Here is a 22,297-nt window from a genome sequence, read left to right as displayed (position 1 = left end):
GAGTGGACTACTTCATTCGGGAGCTCACGCCTCCAGATCCAGCGTCGGACCGAGACGCTGAGGCCTGGGGCCTGCTCGAGCGCTTCGCCGACATCGTCAACCGCGGCTCTGCGGGCACCTACGGTGAGGGGCGGTTGCTCGAGACGAGCCAGCGGGTCCTCGCCGACTGGACCATGCCAGGACAGGTCACCACGCGCCTCTTCCTCGCGTTCCAGCGCGGCGCGAGCGACCTCGAGGCCGAGCGCCCCGTCGCCGCTGCGAAGCTCATGGTCTCGCCCCGCGACTCCCCCTCGCTGGCCTATCCTCACGTCGTTGTGGATGCACCCCACCGGCGACGCGGTATCGGCACCTTCGTCGCGGCCCACCTCGAGGACCTCGCTCGGGCCGACGGGCGCACCTCCCTGCAGGCCTGGGTGGAGCATCCGACGGCCGGCGGGGAACGGGTGCCTGCGCCGACGGGACATGGCAGCGTCTCGGCGGCGGACCCGGCGGCGCGCTTCCTCTGGAAGCACGGGTGGGAGCTGGGGCAGGTCGAGCGCATCAGCGAGCTGCGCCTGCCCCTGCCGGCGGGACGTCTGCGTGCGCACGTCGAAGCCGCGGTGGCCCGGGCTGGTGCGGCCTACCGCCTGCTGACCTGGGAGGGCGAGAGCGACCCCGAGTACCTCGACGACCTGGCGCGGCTCAACGGCGATATGTCGATCGACGCACCGGCTGGCGACCTCGAGGCCGATGAGGAGCACTGGGACGCCGAGCGCGTCTCGCAGATGGAGCGTCGAGTGCTCGCCGCCGGCTCCACGTTCCTCAACGCCGCCGTGCTGCATATCCCGAGCGGCACCCTCGTGGCCCAGTCCATGCTGCAGCTCGACCTCGACGACACGACGCGGCCGGCGCAGCAGGACAACACGCTGGTCACGTCGACGCACCGCGGCAGGCGACTCGGGATGCTCGTGAAGGCCGCGAACCTCGTGCAGCTCGCCGAGCGCTACCCGGAGTGCACCGGAGTGTTCACGTGGAATGCTGAAGAGAACGCCCACATGCTGCGGGTCAACGAGGCGCTCGGCTTCGTTCCCCTCGCGCCGGAAGGCGGCTGGCAGAAGCGGCTGTGAGGCTGCGTGGCTGCGTGAGAGACGAAACCCCAGGAGCCGAACACCCGGCGCTTGCGGTTCTCGCAAACCAGGTTGCAGATGTTCGATCTGGTGCGCATGCTGAGCGCATGACCTCGCACAACCACCACGCCACCACAAGCTCGAGCCCCGACGAGCCTGGCGCCGGAGCGACCGCCCAGCCGCCGCTCGAGTTCTGGGACGAGCTCTACAAGGCGAAGCCCGCCGTCTGGTCCGGTCGCGTGAACGCGAACCTCGCGAGTGTCGCCGGCACGCTCACACCGGGCCGTGCCCTCGACCTCGGATGCGGCGAGGGTGGCGACGCGATCTGGCTCGCCCAGCAGGGCTGGCGGGTCACCGGCATCGACATCTCGACCGTCGCCATCGAGCGCGCACGCGCCGCAGCCATCGACGCTGGCGTCGACGCCGCGCTGCTCGACTTCGCGACGGGCGACCTCGAGACCTGGTCCCCGGACGATGAGCTCGATCTCATCACGGCGAGCTTCTTCCAGTCGCCCGTCCACCTGCCTCGGGCGGAGATCCTGCGCAGGGCCGCCCTCATGCTCGCACCCGGCGGACACCTCCTGACCGTCGCGCACGCCGGAGTGCCGTCGTGGGTGCAGGACTCGGAGCATCCCGCGCACCTCTTCGTGCAGCCGGACCGGGAGATCGCCGAGCTGGCGCTGCCCGCCGGGGAGTGGGAGACGGTGATCGCCGAGTCGCGGACCCGCGACGTCGCCTCCCCAGAAGGCGCTCCCGGCACGCTCGAGGACAGCGTGGTGCTCCTGCGCCGAATGGGCTGAGCCTCGGCACCCGACTACTCTTGCGTGGTCGGCGACGGAGATGAGGGACGCACGTGAATGATGTTGTGATGTACACGGATGGCGCCTGCAAGGGCAACCCCGGCCCCGGCGGCTGGGGAGTCTGGCTGCGGTCGGGCGACCACGAGCGGGAGCTGTTCGGCGGCGAGCTGAACACCACCAACAACCGCATGGAGCTCAAGGCCGTCATCGAGGGGCTCAGCGCGCTCAAGAAGCCCTGCAGCGTCGCCCTCTACCTGGACAGCCAGTACGTTCGCAAGGGCATCACGGAGTGGATCACGGGGTGGAAGGCGAAGGGGTGGAAGACCGCCTCGAAGCAGCCCGTCAAGAACGCGGAGCTCTGGAAGGAGCTCGACGCGCTCGTCGAGGACAGCGGACACACCATCGAGTGGCGGTGGGTGAAGGGCCACTCGGGTGATGTCGGCAACGAGCGCGCCGACATGCTCGCGAACAAGGGCGTCGACCAGGCGCTGGGTCGCGGCTAGCAGTACAGCGAGCGACGCTCGGTCAGAGGCGATAGGCGACGTCGCCGAGCGGGATGAGCTGCGGGTTCTGCGCCACCCAGGTGACGGCCACTGACCGCATCAGCTCATCCCACGAGGCGTCCTCGAACCCGCGACGCGTGGCGAGATGCTCCTGGATCTCGAGGACGCAGTCCCACCCAGGGCCGCTGATGCCGTTGTCGAGTCCGGTCTCGAGGTAGCCGTGCCAGGCGCGTGCGAGATCGACGTGCGCCTCGGTGAAGTCCAGGCCGTCGTTGCCGCGGATCTCGGCGAGGATGACGTCGACGATGCGGACGACCTCACCCTGCACGGTCGCTGCTCGGCCGACCTCGGGAACCAGCTGGCCACGCAGGTTCGCGAAGCGCTCCGCGTCCGTGTCCCCGATCGCGCGGGCCAGGGAGGCGCTCGGCGCGGTGATCCGCTCGGCTGGCTGCGCGCCCGTGAGCTCGGAGAGGCGTGCAAGCGCGGCGTCCTGAGTCGCGGCGTCTTCCTCCGAGAGCAGGATGCGCCTCGCCTCGCTCGAACGCGCCGCGAGCGTGATGTCGGCGCGCACCGCATCGGTGACGGGAGAGCCTGCCGCGACGAGGAGCTCGACGAGCTGCGTGAGGGTGAGGAGATCGTCGAGGCCGTCGCCGACGACGCCTCGGCTTGCGGCCAGCTCGAGCGCCAGCAGCGGCGTCGGCGCCTGGCTCGTGCCGGTGCCCGCCGAACCGGTGCGGGCACCGGGCAGCACACGCTGCGCGCTCACCTCCGCGCCGGCCCGCAGGAGGAGGCGGACGTTCTCGACGTGGAGGCCGTTGGCCGCGTGGTGGAGCGGCCGGTAGCCCTTGCTGTCGGTGCGCTCGGGGTCGGCGCCGAGGCCCAGGATGACGGCGATCGGGTGACCGACGCGGGCGTGGTTGCCGAGCACCGTGAAGCGACTGGCCGTCTCGGTCTCCTCGAGGTCGAGGCCCGCCGCGACAAGCTGCAGGATCTCCTCCTGCGTGGTCCTGAGCTTGTCGGCGACCGTTCCCTCTGCGGCGCGCGGCAGCACCACCGGTCTCGTCGAGAGGTGAGGCTGCTCGGCGTAGGTCTCGACCAGGCCTCGCAGCCAGGCGGCGTCGAGACTCGCGTCGTCGAGCCCACGGTCGAGCACCACCCGACGCACTCCCCCGTGATCGATCTCGTCGGCCACCTGCTGGAGCGTCGCCGTGACGAAGCGCGGCGCCGGTCCGGGCGTGCCGAGCGAGGCTCGCCTGGACGTCGTGAACGCGAACAGGGTCGACACTCCGTCGTCCTCGGAGATCGCGAGCCGGGACGTGCTGGGGTCGAGCGCCACCACCCAGGTGCCGCGCACCATGGCTCGTGCCCAGTAGCCGTGGAAGGCCGCGGAGTCCGCCGGATGCTCGCGGTACTGCTGCGCGAGCAGCGACAGGGTTGCGAGCTCCCGCGGGCTGGGCTGCTCGGCACGCTGCCGGCTGCGCTCCCGCGCGGCGAGCGTCTCCGACACCGGGCGCGACAGGACGAGGTCGCGGAACCGGACGAAGTCGGAGAAGCTGCCGGAGAGGGCCTGCCTGAGCTCGGCGGCGTCGCCGACCCAGGCCGTGTCCTCGGGGTCATCGAGCGCCTGTGGCGGGTGGTTCTCCGCGGGGACGATGTACGTCGGACTTCCCTGCGGGTTGACGATGAGGAAGCCTGCCGCGACGCAGAGCTCGAAGATGAAGCCAAGCTCAGCCTCTGAGAGCGTGGCGTGGAAGATGCCGCCGGCGAGCGGGGCCCCCTGCTCGGGCGGGTCGAGGTAGAGATCGGACCAGTTCCCGTCGAAGGCGAGCGGCTGCCCTCCGGCATCGAAGAGTGCCCCCGTGCTCTCGTCGGGGACGACGTGCAGCCCCCGGGCGGCGAGGAACGCCGCGAGTTCGTGCCGGTCCGCATCGACGTGCTCGCCACCCTCGATGCGCATGAAGTTCAGCGAGTAGCCCATGACAACGACCCTAGCCGCGGGCGCCGATGGCGCGAACGATGCCCGCGAGTCCGTAGCGCCAGGCCTCGTCGATGTCTCCGCCGAGGTTGAAGCCTCGGTTCAGCTCCATGCTGACGAAGCCGGCAGCCCACGCGGTCAGGGTGCGGGCCGCCTCGAGCGCTCGCCCCTGACCGGCGAGCTCGCCCGCGAGGCGCAGGATGCTCGCGCTCGCGTCCGCACCGAATTCCGGCCGTGCGGCAGGTGTTCCGGCCCCCGGCGTCATCACGAGCTGGAACGCGGCCGGGCGCTCGTGTCCGAACGCCCGGAACGCATCCGCGAGTTGCTCGAGATCGCCGGCGGCGTCCAGCCGCTCTCCGAGCTCCACGAGGGTCGCCTCGGCAACGAGCTGGATGAGCTCCTCACGATTCGCGACCCGCTTGTAGAGCGAGGGCGCACGGACTCCCACCCGGACGGCAACCGCCTGCATGCTCAGCCTGGGAAGCCCCTCGCTTTCGAGGAGGTCGCGGGCGGCGAGCACGATCGCGTCGAGGGAGGTCCTGTCCGGAGTAGGCATGCCCCCACTATAGCTATTGACAGTAGCCATGATGGCTACGTACCATAGCCTTCATGAGACTCGACGCTTCCCTCCACCGCATCGGCAACGACATCGTCGCGGCCTACCTCGTCACCACCCCGGAGGGCGTGACCGTCATCGACGCCGGCCTCGCCGGCCACTGGCGCGAGCTCGTCGCCGAGCTCGCATCCATCGGACGCTCGGTCGACGACATCAAGGGAGTGATCCTCACCCACGGCGACTCCGATCACGTCGGCTTCGCCGAGCGGCTGCGACGCGACCACGGCGTCCCGGTCTATGTGCATGCGGAAGACGCGGCCCGCGCGAAGGGCGGGCCGAAGCCCTCGAACGCCAAGCAGTCGATGAAGCTCGGCCCCCTGCTCACCTTCGCCGCCTACACGCTCCGCAAGGGCGGAGCGCGAACCACGTGGCTCACCGAGGTCATCGAGGTGCAGCACGGAGCGACGCTCGACCTCCCGGGCTCGCCGCAGATCATCGGCATGCCCGGCCACTCGCCGGGCAGCATCGCGGTCTTCGTCCCCGCTGTCGATGCCGTCTTCGTCGGGGATGCGCTCACGACCCGCCACGTGCTCACCGGGCAGGAGGGCCCACAAGCGGCCCCGTTCACCGACGAGCCAGCACAGGCCATGACGTCGCTCCGCGCCATCGTCGACACGAAGGCGAAGTGGGTGCTGCCAGGACACGGAGCGCCCTGGAGCTCAGGAGTGGATGCGGCGGTCGCGGCGGTCGCGGCGGCCTCCAGCAGCACTCACTGAGCTCACCGCTCGTCGCCACGGAGCACAGCGCAGGGCGACGCTGGCCCTGTGGCCTACCGCTCTCGCTGGCACTTCTCGCAGAAGTGCGAGCCCCGGTTCTGGAACTTCTCGCGAACGATCGGCCGCCCGCATCTCGGGCACGGCTTCCCCTGGCGCCCGTACACGTTGAGCGAATGCGCGAAGTAGCCGGCCTGCCCGTTGACGTTCACGTACTGCGCATCGAAGGAGGTGCCCCCCTCGGCGAGCGCCTTCGCGAACACCTCCCGCACGTGCAGCAGCAGCTCTCTCGCCTTCGACGGCGACAGCCCGGAGGTCACGCGCCCGTAGTGCAGCCTCGCCCGCCACAACGCTTCGTCGGCGTAGATGTTGCCGATGCCCGAGATGAGCGTCTGGTCGAGGAGCGCCGACTTCACGCCCGTCTTACGGCGCAGCAGCGCCGCCACCCACGCGTCGTCGTCGAAGTTGGGGTCGAGCGGGTCGCGTGCGATGTGCGCCACCTGCGACGGCACCCGCTCGCCCTCGACGTCCGCCGTCGGCACGAGGCGGTCGACGGCCAGCGAGCCGAAGACGCGCTGGTCGGCGAAGGCCACGACAAGATCGCCGGCGGGACCATCGACGCGGATGCGCGCTCGCAGGTGCCGGTCGTCGGGCGCGTCCGACGTGCGGAGCAGCATCTGACCGCTCATGCCGAGGTGCGCCGTCAGCGCCTCTTCGCGGCCCGCGAGCGGCAGCCACAGGAACTTCCCGCGCCGCGACACGCTCGAGATCCTCGCCCCTTCGAGCGCACCGACGAACTCGGCCGAGTCGCCAGCGTGTCGACGCAGCGAGCGCTCGTCGAGCACCTCGACGGCCGACACGACGGCACCCGTGACCGCGGGTTCAAGGCCGAGGCGCACGACCTCGACTTCAGGCAGCTCCGGCACGGCTAGGAGCCCGCAGGGGCGCCGTCGCCGCCGTCGTTCAGCTGATGCCACGCGGCAAGCGCGCCAGCGACCTCCGCCTGCTTCTTGCTCGTGCCGACGCCCTGCGCCTGCGCGAGGACGCGCTTCTTCTTCAGCACCGTGACCGTCGCCGTGAAGCTGCGGTCGTGCTCGAGGCCAGACCCCTCCACCTCGTAGCGCGGCGGCTCGGCGCCCCGCGTGTCCGCAAGCTCCTGCAGTGCGGTCTTCGGGTCCTGCTCGGCCCCGAGACGCCACACCACAGCCAGCTTCGGCTCGACGAGGCGCAGGACGAGCTCCGTCGCGACCTCGACCCCGGCGGAGAGGTACGCGGCGCCGATGACCGCCTCCACCGTGTCCGCCAGGACGGAATCCTTCTTGTTGCCGCCCGTCAGGTGCTCGCCGCGACCGAGGTGCAGGTAGGCGCCGAGGCCGAGGCCCCGCGCGATCTCCGCCAACGCCACCGTCGAGACGAGGGATGCGCGCAGACGCGACAGCTGCCCCTCCGAGTAATCGGGGTACGTCCGGTACAGCATGACGGTGACGGCCTGCCCGAGGATCGAGTCGCCGAGGAACTCGAGGCGCTGATTGTCGGGGATGCCACCGTTCTCGACCGCGTACGACCGGTGGGTCAACGCGAGCTCGAGGAGCGAGGGAACGAAGTCGACCCCGAGGCCGCGTGCCAGCTCAGCTGACGGTGCGGCGTCGGGGTCGATGATCTTCACGTCGTGCATGACGCGAGGATCAGACGTCTGCGACCTTGCGGCCCTTGTACTCGAAGAACAGCGGAGTGCCGGCTGCGTCCTCGACAACCTTCGCGCGGTGCGGGAGGCTGTAGGTGACCTTGCCGTTCTCAACGGTCTTAACGAGGGTCGGCACGGAGGCCTTCCACTGCGAACGGCGCGAACGCGTGTTCGAGCGGCTCATCTTGCGCTTGGGGAGAGCCATCGGCGTCTACCTTTCATCTTTCATCGTGCAGGGAGGCGGGCTCAGTACTGGCCCGGCTCCCCCTTGTAATCATGGTTGCGCGCACCCTCAGGAGATTCTGTCTCACGAGGACCCGCGGCTTCCTCGGAACCCGTTGCTGGTTCCTCGGGTGCTTCTGTTGAAGCGCCAAACCCTGCCAACGCCGCCCAACGCGGGTCAACCGCTGGTGCCTGCTCTTCGAGCGGCTCCACCAGCTTCTCGCCGGTTTCAGGATCTAGGCCGAGGCAGTCCGGCCGACAAACCGGCTGGAATGGCAGTGCGAGCACTACCGCATCGCGAACGGGCGGTTCAAGGTCGACAATGTCGTCGTGAACCTCGTACTCGAGGGCTTCGTCGCGAGCATACGCGAAAAGCTCTGCGAAATCGACCCGGAGCGGCTCGTCCAGCGGCGTCAGGCACCTGCTGCACTCCCCGGCCATCCTCGATTCGAGGCCGACCGTCGCGAGGATGCCGTCGTGCAGCACCTCGAGACGAACGTCGAGTTCGACCGGCGTGCCCTTCTCGATGTAGCCGAGCCCCTCGCCGATGCGCTCAGGCGCATCGAAGTCGAGTTCGAGCTCGCGCATCGTGCCGGGCTTGCCCACGATGGTCGCAATGTTCACGAAGTACGGAGAGGAAGTCACCGGGAGATTGTACGCCCTCGTCGCGGAGTGCATCCCGAGCCACCTACTCGATGGAGGTGTCGGTGTCGCCCTGCAGGTACTCGTAGACGACACGAGGCACGTACGGCGACACGTCTCCACCGAGCGAGGCGACCTGACGGACCAGCGAGCTCGAGACGTGCGCGTGGCTCGGGTCTGGCAGCATGAACATCGTCTCGACTCGGGCGAGGTTGCGATTCACGATCGCCATCGGCGTCTCGTAGGTCACATCCGCCTGCGACCGGATGCCCTTCACGATGACCTTCGCGCCGACGTCGGTGCAGTAGTCGACGAGCAGGCCGACGCTCCACGACGCGACGCGGACGTTGCCGCGGATGCCGGTCGCCGAGACCGCCTGCTCGATGAGCTCGACGCGGCGCGAGATGGGCAGGAGCGCGTGCTTGTCGGGATTGTGCACAACCACGACGTGCACTTCCTCGAAGACCGTTGCGGCACGCTGGATGACGTCGAGGTGGCCAAGGGTAACCGGATCGAACGAGCCGGGAACGACAGCGATTCTGCTCATGCCCACAAGACTACGGGGCGGTCCCTGCACGTCGCGCCCATGGAGCGCCCATCGCGTGATCGGGACGCGTGGAGCAGGCGTGACAGGGTCAGATGCGAGCTAGACGCGGGTGGGCGTGTCGTCGTCCCCATCGGCCAGCGGCTCCTCGGGCTTCGGCGTGCTGCTCGCCTCGAGGTCCGCGGCCTTGCGCCGGAAGAGGATGAACGAGACGAAGACCACGGCCACACCGGCGAGCCCCATGAGCACCCAGGCCCACGGCGGGATCCCGGAGGCCGCGGCCGTCGACTGGGACGCCTCATCCGACGTTCCCGCGTCGCTGTTCGTGATCGCGGCCCCCTCGGTGTTCTCGGCGGCACCGAACCCAGCAGAGGCGGACGCGGACGGTGCGGCGTCCTCAGCCGGCGCCACGCCGACCGACACAGTGAACGGGATCGTGCCAGAGATCGGGTGGCCGTCAGAGGAGACGACCTGCCAGTTCAGGGCGTAGTCCCCCGCAGCGAGCTGCGGGAGCGCCTGCGTCACGACCGAACCGTCGGCCGTGGCCGCCGACTCCAGCTCGACCGCTGTCTGCTCCACGGCGGTCACCGCGAACAGCTCGACCTGCGGGCCGAGCGTGCCTTCCGACTGCACCTCCGCGGAGAACGTCAGGGTCGCGCTCTCCGGAGCCACGTCGACCGACTCGTCGGCGGCCGGGCTCGACTCGATCAGCTGGTCGTGCGCGGAAGCGAACTGCGAGCCGAGACCGAGCGCGAGGGCCAGGAACGCCAGCATGGCGGCCAGCATGAGGCGGGAGGCGACGCGGAGCGCGTGTGCGGAGGAGGAAGAGGTCACCCGCCCATCGTAGGCCAGGGCACGCTCGCCGGCCGAGGCGCTCGAGCCGTCAGGACTTGCCGAGGAACTCCCGCTCCTCGAAGCTGTGCCGGCCGATGGCCGCCTTGAGGTCGGGCCACCTCTTGAGGCTCCAGTCGTCGTTGATGAGCAGCGACGCCTCGTCCCTGGCGGAGCGGATCAGCTCGGTGTCCTCGATGACGCGCAGGAGCTTGAGGGACGTGCGTCCCCCTGACTGCGCCGTGCCGAGCACGTCGCCCTCGCGTCGCAGCTCCAGGTCGCGCTCGGCGAGCTCGAACCCGTCGAGCGTCTCGGCGACCGCGTTGATCCGCTCGCGAGCGGTGGACTCCTCCTCGGTGTTCGAGACGAGCAGGCACAGTCCGGCGTGCTCTCCTCGTCCGACGCGGCCCCGCAGCTGGTGGAGCTGGGAGACCCCGAACCGGTCGGCATCCATGACGATCATGACCGAGGCGTTCGGCACGTTCACGCCGACCTCGATGACGGTCGTCGCGACCAGTACATCGATCTTGCCCTCGGCGAAGGCCCGCATGGCGGCATCCTTCTCATCGCTCGGCATCGCCCCGTGCACGGCGGCGACGCGCTTGCCCGCGAAGAGCGGATGCACGGCGAGCGTCGGCGCGAGCTCCATGACGGCGGTCACGGGCTGGGCCGGCTCCTCGCCATCGACCGGCTCTGCGGGTTCGGCTGGCTCGATGGCGGGGCACACGACAAACGCCTGCCGCCCCCGGTCGACTTCCTCCGCGACGCGCTGCCAGGCACGCTCCAGCCAGTGCGGATGCTCGCGGGTGGCGACGACGAACGTCTCGATCTTCTGCCGCCCCTTCGGCATGGTCACGATGCTCGAGATATCGAGGTCGCCGAAGACCGTCATGGCGACCGTGCGCGGAATGGGAGTGGCCGTCAGGACCAGCAGGTGCGGAGGCTGGGCGCCCTTCGCGCGCAGCGACTCGCGCTGCTCCACCCCGAAGCGGTGCTGCTCGTCGACGATGACGAGGCCGAGGTCGTCGAACATCACGTCGTCGCTCAGAAGCGCGTGGGTGCCCACCACGATCTTGGCCTCGCCGGCGACGACGCGCAGCGCTGCGCGCTTGCGCTCCGTCTTCGTCATGCTGCCGGTGATGAGGGTCGGCATGAGCTTCGCGGAGAGCTCCGGACCAAGGGAGTCGATGATCGATCGGTGGTGCTGGGAGGCGAGGACCTCGGTCGGCGCGAGCATGGCCGACTGCCCGCCCGCGTCGGCGACCTGCAGCATCGCGCGCAGGGCCACGAGGGTCTTGCCCGAGCCGACCTCGCCCTGGACGAGACGGTGCATGGGCACGCCGCGGGCGAGGTCCTTCGCGATCTGCCGCCCGACCGTCTTCTGGTCGGGCGTGAGCTCGAACGGCACGAGTCGGTCGAAGGCCTCGAGCATCGGCCCGACCGTGTCGGTCCTCGCTCTCGCCGCGACGAGCTCGGAGATCGCCCGGCGCTGGAGGAGCGCCGCCTGGAGCACGTACGCCTCGGTGAAGCGCAGCGATTCCCGCGCCCGCTCGAGCAGCTTGAACGTCTCGGGCTGGTGGATGGCGCGCATCGCCTCGTCGTAGCTGTACATCCCGAACATGGCGCGCGTCTCCACCGGCACGGGGTCGCGGAGGAACGGCACGGCGTCGAGGACCGCCTGGACGGCCGCAGCGACCTTCCAGGTCGGCAGGCTGGCGGTGGCCGGGTAGATCGGGATGGGCTCCTTGAGCCACTGGTCGCGTCGTTCCGAGAGGGCCTCGAGTGGCGCGTTCTCGAAGAGCTCGTACTCGGGGTGGGCGAGCTGGATGACTCCCCGGTACGCGGAGGCCTTGCCAGAGAAGATGCCGGTCACGCCCGGCTGCAGCTGCTTGGCACGCCAGCTCTGGTTGAAGAACGTCAGCGAGACGATGCCCTTCTCGTCGGTGATCTCCACTTCGACGATCGAGCCTCGTCGTGCGCGCATCTGCCGCTCGTTGACGCGCAGCACCCGCGCAACGAGCGTGACGTGCTCGCCGAGCGGCAGCGACTCGATGGCGGTCATCTCGCCTCGACGCGCGTAGCGGCGGGGGTAGTGCTCGAGCATGCCCGCGACGGTGGTCACGTCGAGCTGCTTCGCGAGCTGCTGCGCGTCGCGCTTGCCGAGGACGTCCTCGAGCGGGGTATCGAGACCGATGTCGTCCATCAGCGCCTTCCTGACAGGGATGCGGGCGCGAGCACCGCCCGGCGTCGCGCTGCGGACGAGGCGGATGCGCGAAGCGCGGACCGGACCAGGAGGACGTCGTTCCAGATGCCTTCCCGCTCGTGCTGGCTCAGCGCGTGCGACGCGCCGGGGTCCGAGAATGCGGCGTGCTCGTGCTCGATCCGGAGGCGCTCGAGCGCGCTCCGCGCGTCAGCGACGCGCTGGGCGGTGGCGGCGGAGACCCCGGCGCCGTCGCCCGTCGCGCGCTCGGGGGCTTCGAAGCCGGCGGCGATGGCCACGACGACGGCTGCCGGCGTGAGGCCGGTGCCGAGCGGCACCCCGTAGTCGACGGCGCTCTCGGACACCTCCTGCCAGGCGGCGTTGCCTGGACTCGGATGTTGAGGCGGCGAGCCTGCCAGGACCGCGACGCGACGCGCGCGGCGCCTGGCGCCCCGCAGGAAGGCGGGGATGAGCAGGAGCGCGACCAGGGCGAGCACGCCGCCGATGACGGCGAGGGTGATGAAGAGGGCCGTGAGGTCGACGGCTTCGCTCTCGCCAGCCTGCTCGCCTGCTCCTTCGGCGCCCTGCGTGGGCGTCGGCGTCGGCGTCTCGCTCTCAGGCGGCACGGTCGGCGCGGCGGTGCTCTCGGTCTCGACCGGCGCAGGCGAGGCCGATGGGGCGACCTCCGGCGTCATCGTCGGCGCCGTCGTCTCGCCGGGTCCAGGGGCGACGAGGTTGCCGAGCGCGCCGGCCGGCGTCGTCTCGAACATGACCCAGCCGTGGCCGGGCAGGTAGAGCTCGGCCCACGCGTGGAGCTGGTTGCTCGTCACGGTGTAGACGGGCTGGCCCTCTGCGTTCAGCTCGCCGGCGGAGCCGGGCGTGAAGCCGACCCCGATCCGGGACGGGATGCCGATCATGCGCGCCATGACGGCCATCGACGATGCGTAGTGCACGCAGTAGCCGGCCCGCGCTTCCAGGAATTGGGCGATGACGTCGAGGCTCGTGCCGTCGTACCCCTGCTGGACGGGCGCGGTCTCCGAGTAGGCGAACCCGTCGGCGAAGAACGACTGGAGCTGCAGGGCCTGTGTCCCGGCGGGCGCGTCCTCGTCGACGATCTCGCCGACCACGTCGCGGATGCGGTCGGTGCTCGGCCCCTCCGGCACCTGTGTGAGGGCCTCGAGACCCGCCGGCACCTCGGCGTCGAGCTGCGAGATCGCCTCGAAGCTGGGGGTCGGCACCACGGTCTGGATCTCGTAGTTCTGCGCGAGCGCCTCGTCGCCGGCACTGCGGACGTCGCCCGTCTGCTCGTCGAGGAGGAAGTCTCCCTGCAGGTCGATGATGTTGGCCGCGAACCCCGGGCGCGGCAGGAAGGAGCTGACGCCGTCGTTGAGCACGATGCGCGTCGTGAACTCGCTCGACTCAGCCCCGGCCGAGACGCCGTCGGGCAGCGGCAGGTCGCCGCCGTCGACGCTCAGGTTGCCGTCGAAGTCACCGGGCATCCAGTCGTCCTCGCCGCTGAGGTCGCTGAGGGTCTGGAGCGTGAGGTACGGGAGCGAGCCCTGGTCGGTGGTCGTGGCGTAGCGCAGCACCTCGACCGGGTTGTTGCGCCGCAGGTCCTCGCCCAGGTCGATGATGGGGTTCGCGCGGTTGGTGGAGAGGCCGGAAGTCGACGTCTGCCGGATGGCATCGATGCCGGTCGGCGCTGGAACGATCGTGGAGGCGACGAGCACGGCGACGAGCGACACGGCGGTGACCGCGAGGGCCCCGCCGAGGCCGGCCACGCCTCGACTGTCGACCAGGAACCCCTGATAGGAGAGCTCCTCGTCGTGCACGCGCTGGTGCCAGCTCGAGACGGCGTAGAGGAACACCGCGAGCGCCAGCGCCGCGAAGACGTACGACCAGCCGTTGAAGGCATCGATGCCGAGCGCCATCGGGATGAGGGGGAAAGCGAGCAGGGGCAGCGTCGCGAGCGAGCGGCCCCTGATGCCGAACACGAAGAAGTCGCACAGCACGACGATCACGGCGACGCCGATGAGCACGAGCATGGTCATCGCCTCGGTCTCGCGCAGCGGGGCGGCGTCCGAGCGGAGCTGCTCGACGAGCTGCTCCGCGAGTACTCCCCACCCCTCGACCGTGGCGCGCGGCGAGCCCCGCCCGGTGAATCCGACGAGGACAACCGCGCCGCCCACCATCGAGGCGACGAGCGCCCACAGCTGCGAGCCCGTGAAGGTGCGCACGAGGGCGGCGACCCCGAGCATGATCGTGACGAGCACGATCGCCTTCGCCGACCACGTGTTCGTGTCGAAGATCGGCCAGAGGAGGTTCGTCGCACTGAAGATCAGGACCGCGAGGGAGACGGTGACGACCCAGGAGCCGTTGGCTCCCGGAGTGCCCTTCCAGCCCTGCCGACGACGCATCTGCGCGGTCGTGGTCGCGTGCGAGCTCATGCGGTGGCCTCCAGTTCGAGCAGCGGCGTGAAGGGCTTGGCTCTGGCGGGCGAGTAGACGGCGACGTTCCAGCCCGCATCGGTGAACGATGTCAGGGTGGCGCGCGGCACCGGCTTCGCGGAGACGATGAGTGCGAGGGCCGGGGCGGCCACCGCCGACAGCGAGCGGATCGCGGTCAGCCCGTCGCCGGCCAGGTTCCGATGCACGTACACGACCGGCGTGCGCGCCACACGCGAGATGTCGTCGACGACCTCGGCGCAGGCCTCTCGCCGCTCCCCCGCCGCCGAGTCGGGTTGCGTCAGCATGAGCCTGCGCATGACCGACTCGAGCGCTTCCTCGGAGGGGGTGCGTGTGCTCTCCGTGTCGCCGTCGAGGCCCGCGTGCGTCTCGAACAGCTCGGTCTCGTAGCCGAAGCGGTGGAAGCGAGCGAGCACGGAGGCGGCGAGCGAGACGGCGAGCTCGAACTCCGCGTCGATGGCCGTCGCCGGTGCCGACTGCTCGTTCATGAGGTCGACGAGGGTCAGCGGCGCCTTCGGCTCCTCGGCGGCGGCCGTCGCGCTCGTGTCGAGGATGACCACCGAGGTGTCTTCCGCGTGGTGCTCTTCCTGTCGCACGCGCAGCTCGCCCGCGTGCGCCGTCGCACGCCAGTGGATGCGCCTGAGCGGGTCGCCGCGACGGTAGTCGCGGGTGAGGACGTCGTCGGAGTCCCCGGATTGCGCGACCCCGGCCTCGACTTCGCCCCCGCTCTTGCCGCTCGGCACGGACATGGCGGGCAGCTCTGCCACTCGAGGCCAGACCTCGACCTCGGTGGCCTCGCCGATCTTGAGGACTCGCCTCGTGAGACCGAGCCCGTCGGCATTGTCGAAGAAGAGCGGGCCGACTTCGTGGACGCCACGGCGCATCGAGTCGACGCCGTAGGCGACGCGACGTCGGCGCTTGTCCTCGTTGCGGTGGAGTCGCGAGCCGATAGCGGGCAGCACCCCGCCGATGCTGGACGGCTCCGCACCGGGCAGGAGATCGAGGTAGGAGCTCGGCTCGAGCGCGATGAGCGAACGGTTGCGCACCTCGGTGACGACCCGCATCCGGTCGCCGACGGCAAGGGTGGTCGGGTAGATCGTGCGCACCGCGTCGAGCCGAGGTCGCCAGATGAGGCGCAGCACGAAGGCGACGAGCGGCAGGGCGATGAGGAACCCGCCGAGCGCGAGCAGCTCGCCCCGGCCGAACACCACGGCGGCTGCGGCCAGCAGCACGCCGACCACCACCAGGCCGATGGCTCGGCTGGTGGGTCGCAGCCGCCTCTCGATGCGCCTCGTCGCCACGCGCTACGCGGTCGCCGCGCTCGTTGGGACGGCGATCTGCTGGCAGATCTGGTCGATGATGCGGGCGGCCGACGCCGACGCCGCCGTTCCCCGAGAGCCGCGGGCACTGAGCACGAGCCGGTGCGCGAAGACCGGGCCGACGAGCTTCGAGACGTCGTCCGGCACCACGAAGTCGCGACCGGCGACCGCGGCGGCCGCCCTCGAGGCACGCACGAGGTGCAGGGTCGCGCGCGGGCTCACGCCGACACGGACGTCGGCGTGCTCGCGGGTGGCACGGGCGAGGTCGACGATGTACTGCTTGATGGCGGGCGCGACGTAGATGCGCGCGGTCTGCTCGATCATGCTGGAGACGTCGCTCGCGCTGAGCGAGGCGCGGACGCTCGACAAGGGGTCGCTCGAGTCGCGCCGGTCGACCATCGCGAGCTCGTCGTCGCGCTCCGGGTACCCCATCGACATGCGCGCCATGAAACGGTCGCGCTGCGCCTCCGGCAGCGCGTACGTGCCCTCCATCTCGGAGGGGTTCTGGGTCGCGAAGACGGTGAAGGGCACTGGCAGTCGGTGCGTGACGCCGTCGACCGTGACCTGCCCCTCCTCCATGCACTCCAGCAGCGCCGACTGCGTCTTCGGGGAGGCGCGGTTGATCTCATCGCCGATGACGACGTTCGCGAACACCGGGCCCTGCTGGAACTCGAAGCGCCGCTCGACCTGGTCGTAGATCGCGACGCCCGTGACATCCGAGGGCAGGAGGTCCGGCGTGAACTGGATGCGGCTCACGCTCGAGTCCATGGCCGCCGCCAGCGTCTTGGCGAGGACCGTCTTGCCGACCCCGGGGACATCCTCCACCAGGAGGTGACCGCCGGCGAGGAGCACGACGACCGCGAGGTGCACCTGCTCGTCTTTGCCTGAGATGACCGATGCGACGCTCTCGCGGATCTGCCGCGCGCCGTCCTGCAGTGCGACCGCCGTGCTCGATGCGCGCTCGCGCCCAGCCGGCTCTGCGGGCAGAGCCCTCGCCGCCGCGGTTTCCGCGCCGTTGCCGTATTCCATGGCCACCTCCGAATTCAAGTGCCCATCATTCCACGCACCCCCGACAAGTTCGGCCAGCTTCTCCACGCGGTGGATGGGTCGACGCAGTCGCGGCTACGATCGCAGCGTGACACGCATCATCGCCGGAGCCGCCAAGGGCCACTCGCTCGCCGTCCCGAAGAGCGGCACGCGTCCGACGAGCGACCGAGTCCGCGAGGCCATGTTCTCCTCGCTCGAATCGCTGCTCGACCTCGGCGGCATCGCCGTGCTCGACCTCTACGCGGGCTCGGGCGCGCTCGCGTTCGAGGCGCTCAGCCGGGGTGCATCCAGCGCCGTGCTCGTCGAGCAGTCCAAGTCGGCCGCCAACGTGCTGCGCGCCAACGCCGAGCTGCTGGCGCGCGTGACCCGAGAGCAGGGTCGCCGGGCCGTTGCCTCCCGCGTCGCGCAGAACTCCGTCGACAGCTTCCTGCGGACAGCCCCAGGTCAGCCCTTCGAGCTCGTGTTCGTCGACCCGCCGTACGAGCTCGGCGAAGCGGAGCTCACCGGGGCGCTCGAGGCCCTGGTGCCGCACCTGGCACCGGAAGCGGTTGTCGTCGTCGAGCGGGGGTCGCGCTCGCCAGCCCCCACGGTGCCAGAGTCCTTCGAGCTGCTGCGCCGGAAGCCCTACGGCGAGACCATCGTCTTCAGCTACGAGGTGAGCCCCGTCGACGAGCCGGGGGCCGAGAAGTCCCAGGCGTAGGGGTCCCACCCGCGGGCGGCCCGGCCAGCGCCGTCGACGAGCACGGGGGGAACCGGCCCGTCCTCATGCGGGTGCACGCGGCCGATCGCCCGGAACCCCTCCGGCAGCGGAGTCCCAGCCGGGAAGGTGGCGAGCTGGCCGTGATCCTCCCCGCCGACCACCACGAGGTCCACGGCTCGTGCGTGCAGCTCGGCGGTCCCGACCCCGGGCAGGGCGGCTCGCAGCGCCGCCTCGACCGCGGCGATGTCGACGGCGAGGGACGACGTCTCGACCTCGACTCGGACGCCGCTGGCCCTCGCCAGGCGCGAGGCGTCGAGGAGCAGGCCGTCGGACACATCCATCATGGCCGTCGCCCCGGCAGCTCGCGCGGCGAGGCCGAGGGAGGCGTCGATCGTCGGCGCGAGGTGCCAGTCGACGACTGAGCGCACGGCGTCGCCCCTCGACCGCAGGGCCTCGATTCCCTCGGCGAGCGCCTCCCCGCGCGCGTCCCTCGCGAGGGAGTAGAGCAGGGAGAGGCCCGCACCGCTGCGCCCCGCGGGGCCGCTGAGCGCCAGCACGTCGCCCGCCTTGGCACCCGATCGCCGCACCGGGTCGCCCCCGCGCAGGTCGCCGAAGGCGGTGATCGCGATCGTCAGCTGCTCGCTCGTCGACAGGTCGCCGCCGACCACGCCGCAGCCAGGGGCCATGTCGGCGAGGGCCGCCGCGAAGCCGTCCGCGAGCTCCTCGACCCAGGAGACCGGCGTCGAGGAGGGCAGCGCGAGCGCCACCGTGATCGCCGTCGGGGCAGCGCCCATCGCGGCGACATCCGCGAGGTTGGATGCGCACGCCTTGCGCGCCACATCGCGCGCCGTCGACCAGGCCGAGCGGAAGTCGGGGCCCTCGATCATGAGATCCGTCGTGATGACGACCCGCCCATCGCCCGCCGTCAGCACCGCGGCGTCATCGCCGGCCCCGAGCACCGCGTCATCGGCTGCCGGGACCCGCGCGAGGATGCGCTGGAGCAGATCGGCCTCGCCGCACGCGCCGACCGTGAGCACGTCAACGGGGGTTCGGCGGATGGCGTCGTCGGGAAGAGCAGGCACCCGCTCACGATAGCCTGGGAGCAAATGTCTCGAACCTTCCGCTCCGCCTCGCGCATCGGCTCCGCCGTGATCGCGACCGCCGCATCCGTCGTCCTGCTCACCGCCTGCAACAGCGCGAGCGTTCCCATGGAACCGGCTCCCGACGCGGCCGCCCCGGAGTGCGCCGAGGTCTCGGTCCGCCTGCCCTCGACGGTCGACGGGCTCGAGCTGCGCCTCACCAACGCGCAGGCGACGGGAGCCTGGGGCACCCCGGCCGGCGTGCTGCTCCGCTGCGGCGTTCCGACACCGGGGCCGACCTCCGAGCAGTGCGTCAGCCTGAGCGGTATCGACTGGATCGTCGACGACAGCCAGGCGCCCACCTACCGGTTCACGAGCTACGGCCGCACACCCGCCGTCGAGGTCGTCGTCGATTCGGACGTCGCATCGGGCACCACCGTGCTCGTCGACCTCGACGATGCCGTCTCGAGGCTGCCGAAGACCGGTGCCTGCGTCGGCGCCGACGACGTCCTCGGCTAGCACCACCCCGGAGAGCGCCGCCGAGCTGACTGCGGCCCCAGTGCCCCGGAGCACGACCAGCTCCCGCACGGCGGGCCTCCTAGCGCGTGAGGCGCGCCTCGCGGGCTGCGGCGTGCGCGCTCGCGACCTCGATGAGCTCGGTGATGAGCTGCGGGTAGCTCATGCCGCTCGCCTGCCAGCACTTCGGGAACATCGAGATGGGCGTGAATCCCGGCATCGTGTTGATCTCGTTGACGACGAACCCGTCGTCCGTCAGGAAGAAGTCGACGCGGGCCAGGCCGGAGGCGCCGAGCGCCTCGAAGGCACGCACGCCGAGCTCCGCCATCTCCGCGAGCAGCTCGTCGCTCAGCTCGGCGGGGCACCGCAGCTCCACCCCGGAATCATCGAGGTACTTCGCCTCGAAGTCGTAGAACTCCGCCTTCGTCATGACGATCTCGCCGGCGACCGAGGCGCGAGCCCGCTCCCCCGGCCGCGACTCGAGCACGGCGATCTCGACCTCGCGGCCCACGACCGCTGCCTCGACGAGCACGTGGTCGTCCTCCGCGAGGGCCGTCGTCATGGCGGCTGCGAACTCGTCGAGCGCGGCGACCTTGCTGACGCCGACGCTCGAGCCAGCGCGGGCGGGCTTGACGAACACCGGCAGCCCGAGCCGGTCGACGGTCTCTGCGGCCAGCGACGCACCCCGCGTGTCCCACTGGTGCTGCGAGATCGTGACGCCGTCGGCGACCTGCAGGCCCGCGTCCCTGAGCACGATCTTCGTGTAGTGCTTGTCCATGCCGACGCTCGCGGCGAGCACCGACGAGCCGACGAACGGCAGGCCGACGAGCTCGAGCATGCCCTGCACGGTGCCGTCCTCGCCGAAGGGGCCGTGGAGGATCGGGAACACCAGGTCGACCTCGCCGAGCGACGTGCGCTCGGTTCGCTCCGCTCCCGCTTCGGCACCGTGAGCGTCGCCCTCGACACGCGAGACCGTCACCTCGCGGTGCTTGGCCGAATCGGGCAGGTGGATGCGCGTGCCGTTGTCGACGACCTCCGGCAGGTTCTCGGGGTCGAGCGCGAACTTGTCGGCGTCGTCGTCCTCGAGCACCCAGGCGCCGTCGCGCGTGATGCCGATGGGCAGCACCCGGTACTTCTCACGGTCGATAGCTCCGAGGACACCGCTCGCCGTCGCGCACGAGATGGCGTGCTCGCTCGAACGGCCGCCGAAGACGACGGCGATGAGCGGCCGCGCATCCCCAGCGGGGGTTGAGCTGGCGGAGGCGTTCAGCTGAGCTGTCGACATGAGGTTTCCTTCCACGAGCGACTCTTCGCTCACCGCACAAGGGTACGGGGTCGCCCAAGCGTGACCGCCGAGACCCGCCCCGCGAACCCACGTGCCCGACTGTCCAGGTTGCGTGACGAACGCACCCGGATGGGTCCACCGAGCCCCTGGCGGGCCGTCTGATCACGGAAGTTGGCCAGGCGCGAGCGGGAGGCTGGGGGCTGGGCGACGGGAGCGGGTGGGCTGGGGTACGGGGTCGCCCAAGCCGCACCGGGCGCTACTCGCCGCTCGGGCCCTCGTCGGTCGCGAGGTGGGGGGCGAGGTCGGCGGGGCTCATCCGGCCGTGGAGCACGTCGTCGATCTGCGTCGCGATGGGCATCTCCACGCCGTGGCGCTCGGCCAGCTCGAGGATCGCGCCGACGGAGCGAAGCCCCTCGGCGGTCTGCTGCATCTGGGCGACGACGTCGTCGTAGACGTAGCCCTGCCCGAGGAGGCGCCCGGCCGTGAAGTTGCGGGACAGGGGCGACTCGCAGGTCGCGATGAGGTCTCCCAGGCCCGCCAAGCCGATCATTGTGGACGCCTGCGCACCCATCGCGACGGCGAAGTCGGAGATCTCGGCGAGCCCGCGCGTCATCACGGACGCCTTCGTGTTCTCGCCGTAGCCGACGCCGTCGACGATGCCGACGGCGATGGCGATGAGGTTCTTGAGGACCCCACCGAACTCGGTGCCGACGACGTCCACGTTGACGAACGACCGGAGGTAGTCGTTGCGCGCGAGCTTCGCGACGCTGACGGCGGTGGCCTCGCTCGCCGATGCCACGACGATCGCCGTGGGCTGCTCCTTCGCGATCTCGAGCGCGATGTTGGGCCCGCTCGCGACAGCCACCCGTTCGGCCGGGATTTGCAGGACGCCCTCGAGCACCTCGCTCATGCGAAGCCCGCTCGCCCGCTCGACGCCCTTCATGAGGCTCACGACGACCGCGTCGCCCTCGATGTGGGGGGCCATCTGGGCGGAGAGCTCACGGGCGGTCTGCGCCGGCACCGACACGAAGACGAACTGCTGCCCGCGGACCGCCTCGACCAGGTCGGGCGTCGCGTGCAGGTTCCTCGGCAGGTCGATGCCGGGGAGGTAGCCCGTGTTCCGGTGCGACTCGTTGATCTCGTTCGCGACCTCGGTTCGGCGCGCCCAGAGGGTCACGTCGTGGCCCGCATCCGCGAGCACCTTCGCGAAGGTCGTGCCCCAGCTGCCGCTGCCGAGGACGACGGCACGCTGCGCCGAGCTCACGCTCCCCCCGCCTCTCGGGACGAGCCGCCCCGGTCCTGGGGGAACTTGCCGTGCTCGCTCTGGCCGTGCTTCGCGGGGTCGTACAGCTCAGCCGGAGCCTCTTCACCTCTGATGCCCTCGAGGAGACGGGTCACGTCGTGCATGACGAGCTCCGTGGCGCCCTTCATGGCGCTCGCGCTGTGCATACGTCCGGTGAACTCCGTGAGGCTCACCGGTTCGCCGACGTGCACCGTGATCTTCGTCCGCCATCCGAGCGTCGGCTTCTTCGCGTACCGCGGCAGGATGTTCTGCGCACCCCAGATCGCGGTCGGGTAGACGGGGATGTCGGCGCTCAGCGCGACCCTCGCCGCGCCGTTCTTGCCGCGCATCGGCCACAGGTTCGGCTCGCGGGTGAGGGTGCCCTCCGGGTAGATGATGACACCCTGCCCGAGCCTCGCGAGCTGCTGGGCGGACGCGATCGCGGCCTGGTTGGCGCCGCGCGCGTCGCGCGAGACGGGGATCTGCCCGCTCTTGCGGAGGATCCAGCCGAGTCCCTTGACGCGGAAGAGCCGGTCGGCGGCCATGAAGCGCGGCGCGCGGCCGAGCTTCCACACGGCCATCCCCATGAGGAGCGGATCGACCTCGCTGGTGTGGTTCGGGGCGACGATGAACGCGCCCCGCTCCGGCAGCGTGCCCTTGATCTCCCAGCGCATGATCGGCCAGCTCAGCGGAAAGGCGATCGCCGCGAGGAACCAGAAGATCGAGGGCTTGGTCTTCTCAGGCGATCCGCGCTTCCCGGCGGACACT

Annotated in this window: 22 protein-coding genes; 6 read left to right on the top strand and 16 right to left on the bottom strand. The window is 70.6% G+C overall.

The window, feature by feature from the left end; all coding sequences use genetic code 11:
- Positions 1–2 precede the first annotated feature (2 nt).
- The 3 genes from ITJ61_RS15870 to rnhA all read left to right on the top strand — a co-directional run bounded on the left by ITJ61_RS15870 (position 3) and on the right by rnhA (position 2,409).
- Positions 3–1,106, top strand: a complete 1,104-nt coding sequence (locus ITJ61_RS15870; protein WP_194686810.1) for a GNAT family N-acetyltransferase — start codon at positions 3–5, stop codon at positions 1,104–1,106.
- Between the two features lie 107 nt (positions 1,107–1,213).
- Entirely contained in the window at positions 1,214–1,906 is a 693-nt protein-coding gene (locus tag ITJ61_RS15865) for a class I SAM-dependent methyltransferase (protein WP_104306210.1), read from the top strand.
- A gap of 68 nt (positions 1,907–1,974) precedes the next feature.
- A complete protein-coding gene (gene rnhA / locus ITJ61_RS15860; protein WP_201297737.1) occupies positions 1,975–2,409 on the top strand; it encodes a ribonuclease HI in 435 nt (144 codons plus the stop codon).
- 22 nt (positions 2,410–2,431) lie between these two features.
- Here rnhA and ITJ61_RS19950 read toward each other — a convergent pair whose 3' ends face one another.
- Complete coding sequence (locus tag ITJ61_RS19950) at positions 2,432–4,387, bottom strand: hypothetical protein (RefSeq protein ID WP_228497129.1); 1,956 nt, start codon at positions 4,385–4,387, stop codon at positions 2,432–2,434.
- A gap of 10 nt (positions 4,388–4,397) precedes the next feature.
- The gene (locus ITJ61_RS15850) at positions 4,398–4,940 is read right to left on the bottom strand and encodes a TetR/AcrR family transcriptional regulator (RefSeq protein ID WP_104306209.1); all 543 of its coding nucleotides are present in this window, start codon (positions 4,938–4,940) and stop codon (positions 4,398–4,400) included.
- A gap of 53 nt (positions 4,941–4,993) precedes the next feature.
- Here ITJ61_RS15850 and ITJ61_RS15845 point away from each other — a divergent pair, with 53 nt between their 5' ends.
- On the top strand, positions 4,994–5,716 hold the full coding sequence (locus ITJ61_RS15845) for an MBL fold metallo-hydrolase (protein WP_104306208.1): 723 nt from the start codon (positions 4,994–4,996) through the stop codon (positions 5,714–5,716).
- Between the two features lie 53 nt (positions 5,717–5,769).
- On the opposite strand, the gene mutM is transcribed toward ITJ61_RS15845, so the two are convergent.
- From mutM to ITJ61_RS15795, 10 genes are all read right to left on the bottom strand, one after another.
- A complete protein-coding gene (gene mutM / locus ITJ61_RS15840) occupies positions 5,770–6,639 on the bottom strand; it encodes a bifunctional DNA-formamidopyrimidine glycosylase/DNA-(apurinic or apyrimidinic site) lyase (RefSeq protein ID WP_160072533.1) in 870 nt (289 codons plus the stop codon).
- Positions 6,640–6,641: 2 nt separating this feature from the next.
- Positions 6,642–7,388 (bottom strand): ribonuclease III, encoded by a 747-nt coding sequence (gene rnc / locus ITJ61_RS15835; protein WP_194686809.1) that lies wholly within the window; start codon positions 7,386–7,388, stop codon positions 6,642–6,644.
- Positions 7,389–7,398: 10 nt separating this feature from the next.
- Positions 7,399–7,602 carry a 50S ribosomal protein L32 gene (gene rpmF, locus ITJ61_RS15830; protein ID WP_068484295.1) on the bottom strand — a complete coding sequence of 68 codons (204 nt, stop codon included), beginning with the start codon at positions 7,600–7,602 and terminating at the stop codon, positions 7,399–7,401.
- A gap of 41 nt (positions 7,603–7,643) precedes the next feature.
- Positions 7,644–8,264, bottom strand: coding sequence for a YceD family protein (locus ITJ61_RS15825; protein ID WP_323744394.1), 621 nt, complete (start codon positions 8,262–8,264; stop codon positions 7,644–7,646).
- Positions 8,265–8,307: 43 nt separating this feature from the next.
- Positions 8,308–8,808 (bottom strand): pantetheine-phosphate adenylyltransferase, encoded by a 501-nt coding sequence (gene coaD / locus ITJ61_RS15820; protein WP_104240619.1) that lies wholly within the window; start codon positions 8,806–8,808, stop codon positions 8,308–8,310.
- Between the two features lie 99 nt (positions 8,809–8,907).
- Complete coding sequence (locus tag ITJ61_RS15815) at positions 8,908–9,639, bottom strand: copper resistance CopC family protein (protein ID WP_104306206.1); 732 nt, start codon at positions 9,637–9,639, stop codon at positions 8,908–8,910.
- A 49-nt stretch (positions 9,640–9,688) separates the two neighbouring features.
- Complete coding sequence (locus ITJ61_RS15810; protein WP_194686807.1) at positions 9,689–11,839, bottom strand: ATP-dependent DNA helicase RecG; 2,151 nt, start codon at positions 11,837–11,839, stop codon at positions 9,689–9,691.
- On the bottom strand, positions 11,839–14,283 hold the full coding sequence (locus tag ITJ61_RS15805; RefSeq protein ID WP_194686806.1) for a DUF3488 and transglutaminase-like domain-containing protein: 2,445 nt from the start codon (positions 14,281–14,283) through the stop codon (positions 11,839–11,841). Before ITJ61_RS15805 ends, ITJ61_RS15810 begins: the two co-directional genes overlap by 1 nt.
- Positions 14,280–15,602 (bottom strand): DUF58 domain-containing protein, encoded by a 1,323-nt coding sequence (locus ITJ61_RS20395; protein WP_104240615.1) that lies wholly within the window; start codon positions 15,600–15,602, stop codon positions 14,280–14,282. Before ITJ61_RS20395 ends, ITJ61_RS15805 begins: the two co-directional genes overlap by 4 nt.
- A 3-nt stretch (positions 15,603–15,605) precedes the next feature.
- Positions 15,606–16,649, bottom strand: a complete 1,044-nt coding sequence (locus ITJ61_RS15795; RefSeq protein WP_104341566.1) for an AAA family ATPase — start codon at positions 16,647–16,649, stop codon at positions 15,606–15,608.
- Between the two features lie 106 nt (positions 16,650–16,755).
- Here ITJ61_RS15795 and rsmD point away from each other — a divergent pair, with 106 nt between their 5' ends.
- Positions 16,756–17,367, top strand: coding sequence for a 16S rRNA (guanine(966)-N(2))-methyltransferase RsmD (rsmD, locus tag ITJ61_RS15790; RefSeq protein WP_104341567.1), 612 nt, complete (start codon positions 16,756–16,758; stop codon positions 17,365–17,367).
- On the opposite strand, the gene thiL is transcribed toward rsmD, so the two are convergent.
- Positions 17,316–18,449, bottom strand: a complete 1,134-nt coding sequence (gene thiL, locus ITJ61_RS15785; RefSeq protein WP_323744393.1) for a thiamine-phosphate kinase — start codon at positions 18,447–18,449, stop codon at positions 17,316–17,318. The genes rsmD and thiL overlap by 52 nt on opposite strands.
- Positions 18,450–18,473: 24 nt before the next feature.
- Between thiL and ITJ61_RS15780 the strand changes: the two genes are divergently transcribed.
- Positions 18,474–18,965, top strand: coding sequence for a DUF3515 domain-containing protein (locus ITJ61_RS15780; protein WP_104240612.1), 492 nt, complete (start codon positions 18,474–18,476; stop codon positions 18,963–18,965).
- 79 nt (positions 18,966–19,044) lie between these two features.
- Here the strand turns inward: ITJ61_RS15780 and ITJ61_RS15775 are convergent, their stop codons facing one another.
- The 3 genes from ITJ61_RS15775 to ITJ61_RS15765 form a co-directional block, all read right to left on the bottom strand.
- A complete protein-coding gene (locus ITJ61_RS15775; protein ID WP_104240611.1) occupies positions 19,045–20,247 on the bottom strand; it encodes a D-alanine--D-alanine ligase family protein in 1,203 nt (400 codons plus the stop codon).
- A gap of 256 nt (positions 20,248–20,503) precedes the next feature.
- The gene (locus ITJ61_RS15770) at positions 20,504–21,511 is read right to left on the bottom strand and encodes an NAD(P)H-dependent glycerol-3-phosphate dehydrogenase (protein ID WP_194686805.1); all 1,008 of its coding nucleotides are present in this window, start codon (positions 21,509–21,511) and stop codon (positions 20,504–20,506) included.
- On the bottom strand, positions 21,508–22,296 hold the full coding sequence (locus ITJ61_RS15765) for a lysophospholipid acyltransferase family protein (protein WP_258063059.1): 789 nt from the start codon (positions 22,294–22,296) through the stop codon (positions 21,508–21,510). The genes ITJ61_RS15770 and ITJ61_RS15765 overlap by 4 nt, the downstream gene beginning before the upstream one ends.
- Between the last annotated feature and the right edge of the window lies 1 nt (position 22,297).

Origin of the sequence: Pseudoclavibacter sp. VKM Ac-2888 (genome assembly GCF_015351285.1) — a bacterium.
In the GTDB taxonomy this organism is placed as follows: Bacteria; Actinomycetota; Actinomycetes; order Actinomycetales; family Microbacteriaceae; genus Pseudoclavibacter.
The sequence above is the reverse complement of the archived record's forward strand: the minus strand, read 5'-3'. Positions and strand labels throughout refer to the sequence as shown.

Excerpts from the sequence above, each read along its gene's own strand:
- rpmF (WP_068484295.1), bottom strand. The coding sequence starts at position 7,602 with ATGGCTCTCCCCAAGCGCAAGATGAGCCGCTCGAACACGCGTTCGCGC.
- ITJ61_RS15775 (WP_104240611.1), bottom strand. The coding sequence starts at position 20,247 with ATGTCGACAGCTCAGCTGAACGCCTCCGCCAGCTCAACCCCCGCTGGG.
- ITJ61_RS15810 (WP_194686807.1), bottom strand. The coding sequence starts at position 11,839 with ATGGACGACATCGGTCTCGATACCCCGCTCGAGGACGTCCTCGGCAAG.
- ITJ61_RS15865 (WP_104306210.1), top strand. The coding sequence starts at position 1,214 with ATGACCTCGCACAACCACCACGCCACCACAAGCTCGAGCCCCGACGAG.
- ITJ61_RS15805 (WP_194686806.1), bottom strand. The coding sequence starts at position 14,283 with ATGAGCTCGCACGCGACCACGACCGCGCAGATGCGTCGTCGGCAGGGC.
- ITJ61_RS15795 (WP_104341566.1), bottom strand. The coding sequence starts at position 16,649 with ATGGAATACGGCAACGGCGCGGAAACCGCGGCGGCGAGGGCTCTGCCC.
- rnhA (WP_201297737.1), top strand. The coding sequence starts at position 1,975 with ATGTACACGGATGGCGCCTGCAAGGGCAACCCCGGCCCCGGCGGCTGG.
- coaD (WP_104240619.1), bottom strand. The coding sequence starts at position 8,808 with ATGAGCAGAATCGCTGTCGTTCCCGGCTCGTTCGATCCGGTTACCCTT.
- ITJ61_RS19950 (WP_228497129.1), bottom strand. The coding sequence starts at position 4,387 with ATGGGCTACTCGCTGAACTTCATGCGCATCGAGGGTGGCGAGCACGTC.
- ITJ61_RS15850 (WP_104306209.1), bottom strand. The coding sequence starts at position 4,940 with ATGCCTACTCCGGACAGGACCTCCCTCGACGCGATCGTGCTCGCCGCC.
- ITJ61_RS15780 (WP_104240612.1), top strand. The coding sequence starts at position 18,474 with ATGTCTCGAACCTTCCGCTCCGCCTCGCGCATCGGCTCCGCCGTGATC.
- rnc (WP_194686809.1), bottom strand. The coding sequence starts at position 7,388 with ATGCACGACGTGAAGATCATCGACCCCGACGCCGCACCGTCAGCTGAG.
- ITJ61_RS15845 (WP_104306208.1), top strand. The coding sequence starts at position 4,994 with ATGAGACTCGACGCTTCCCTCCACCGCATCGGCAACGACATCGTCGCG.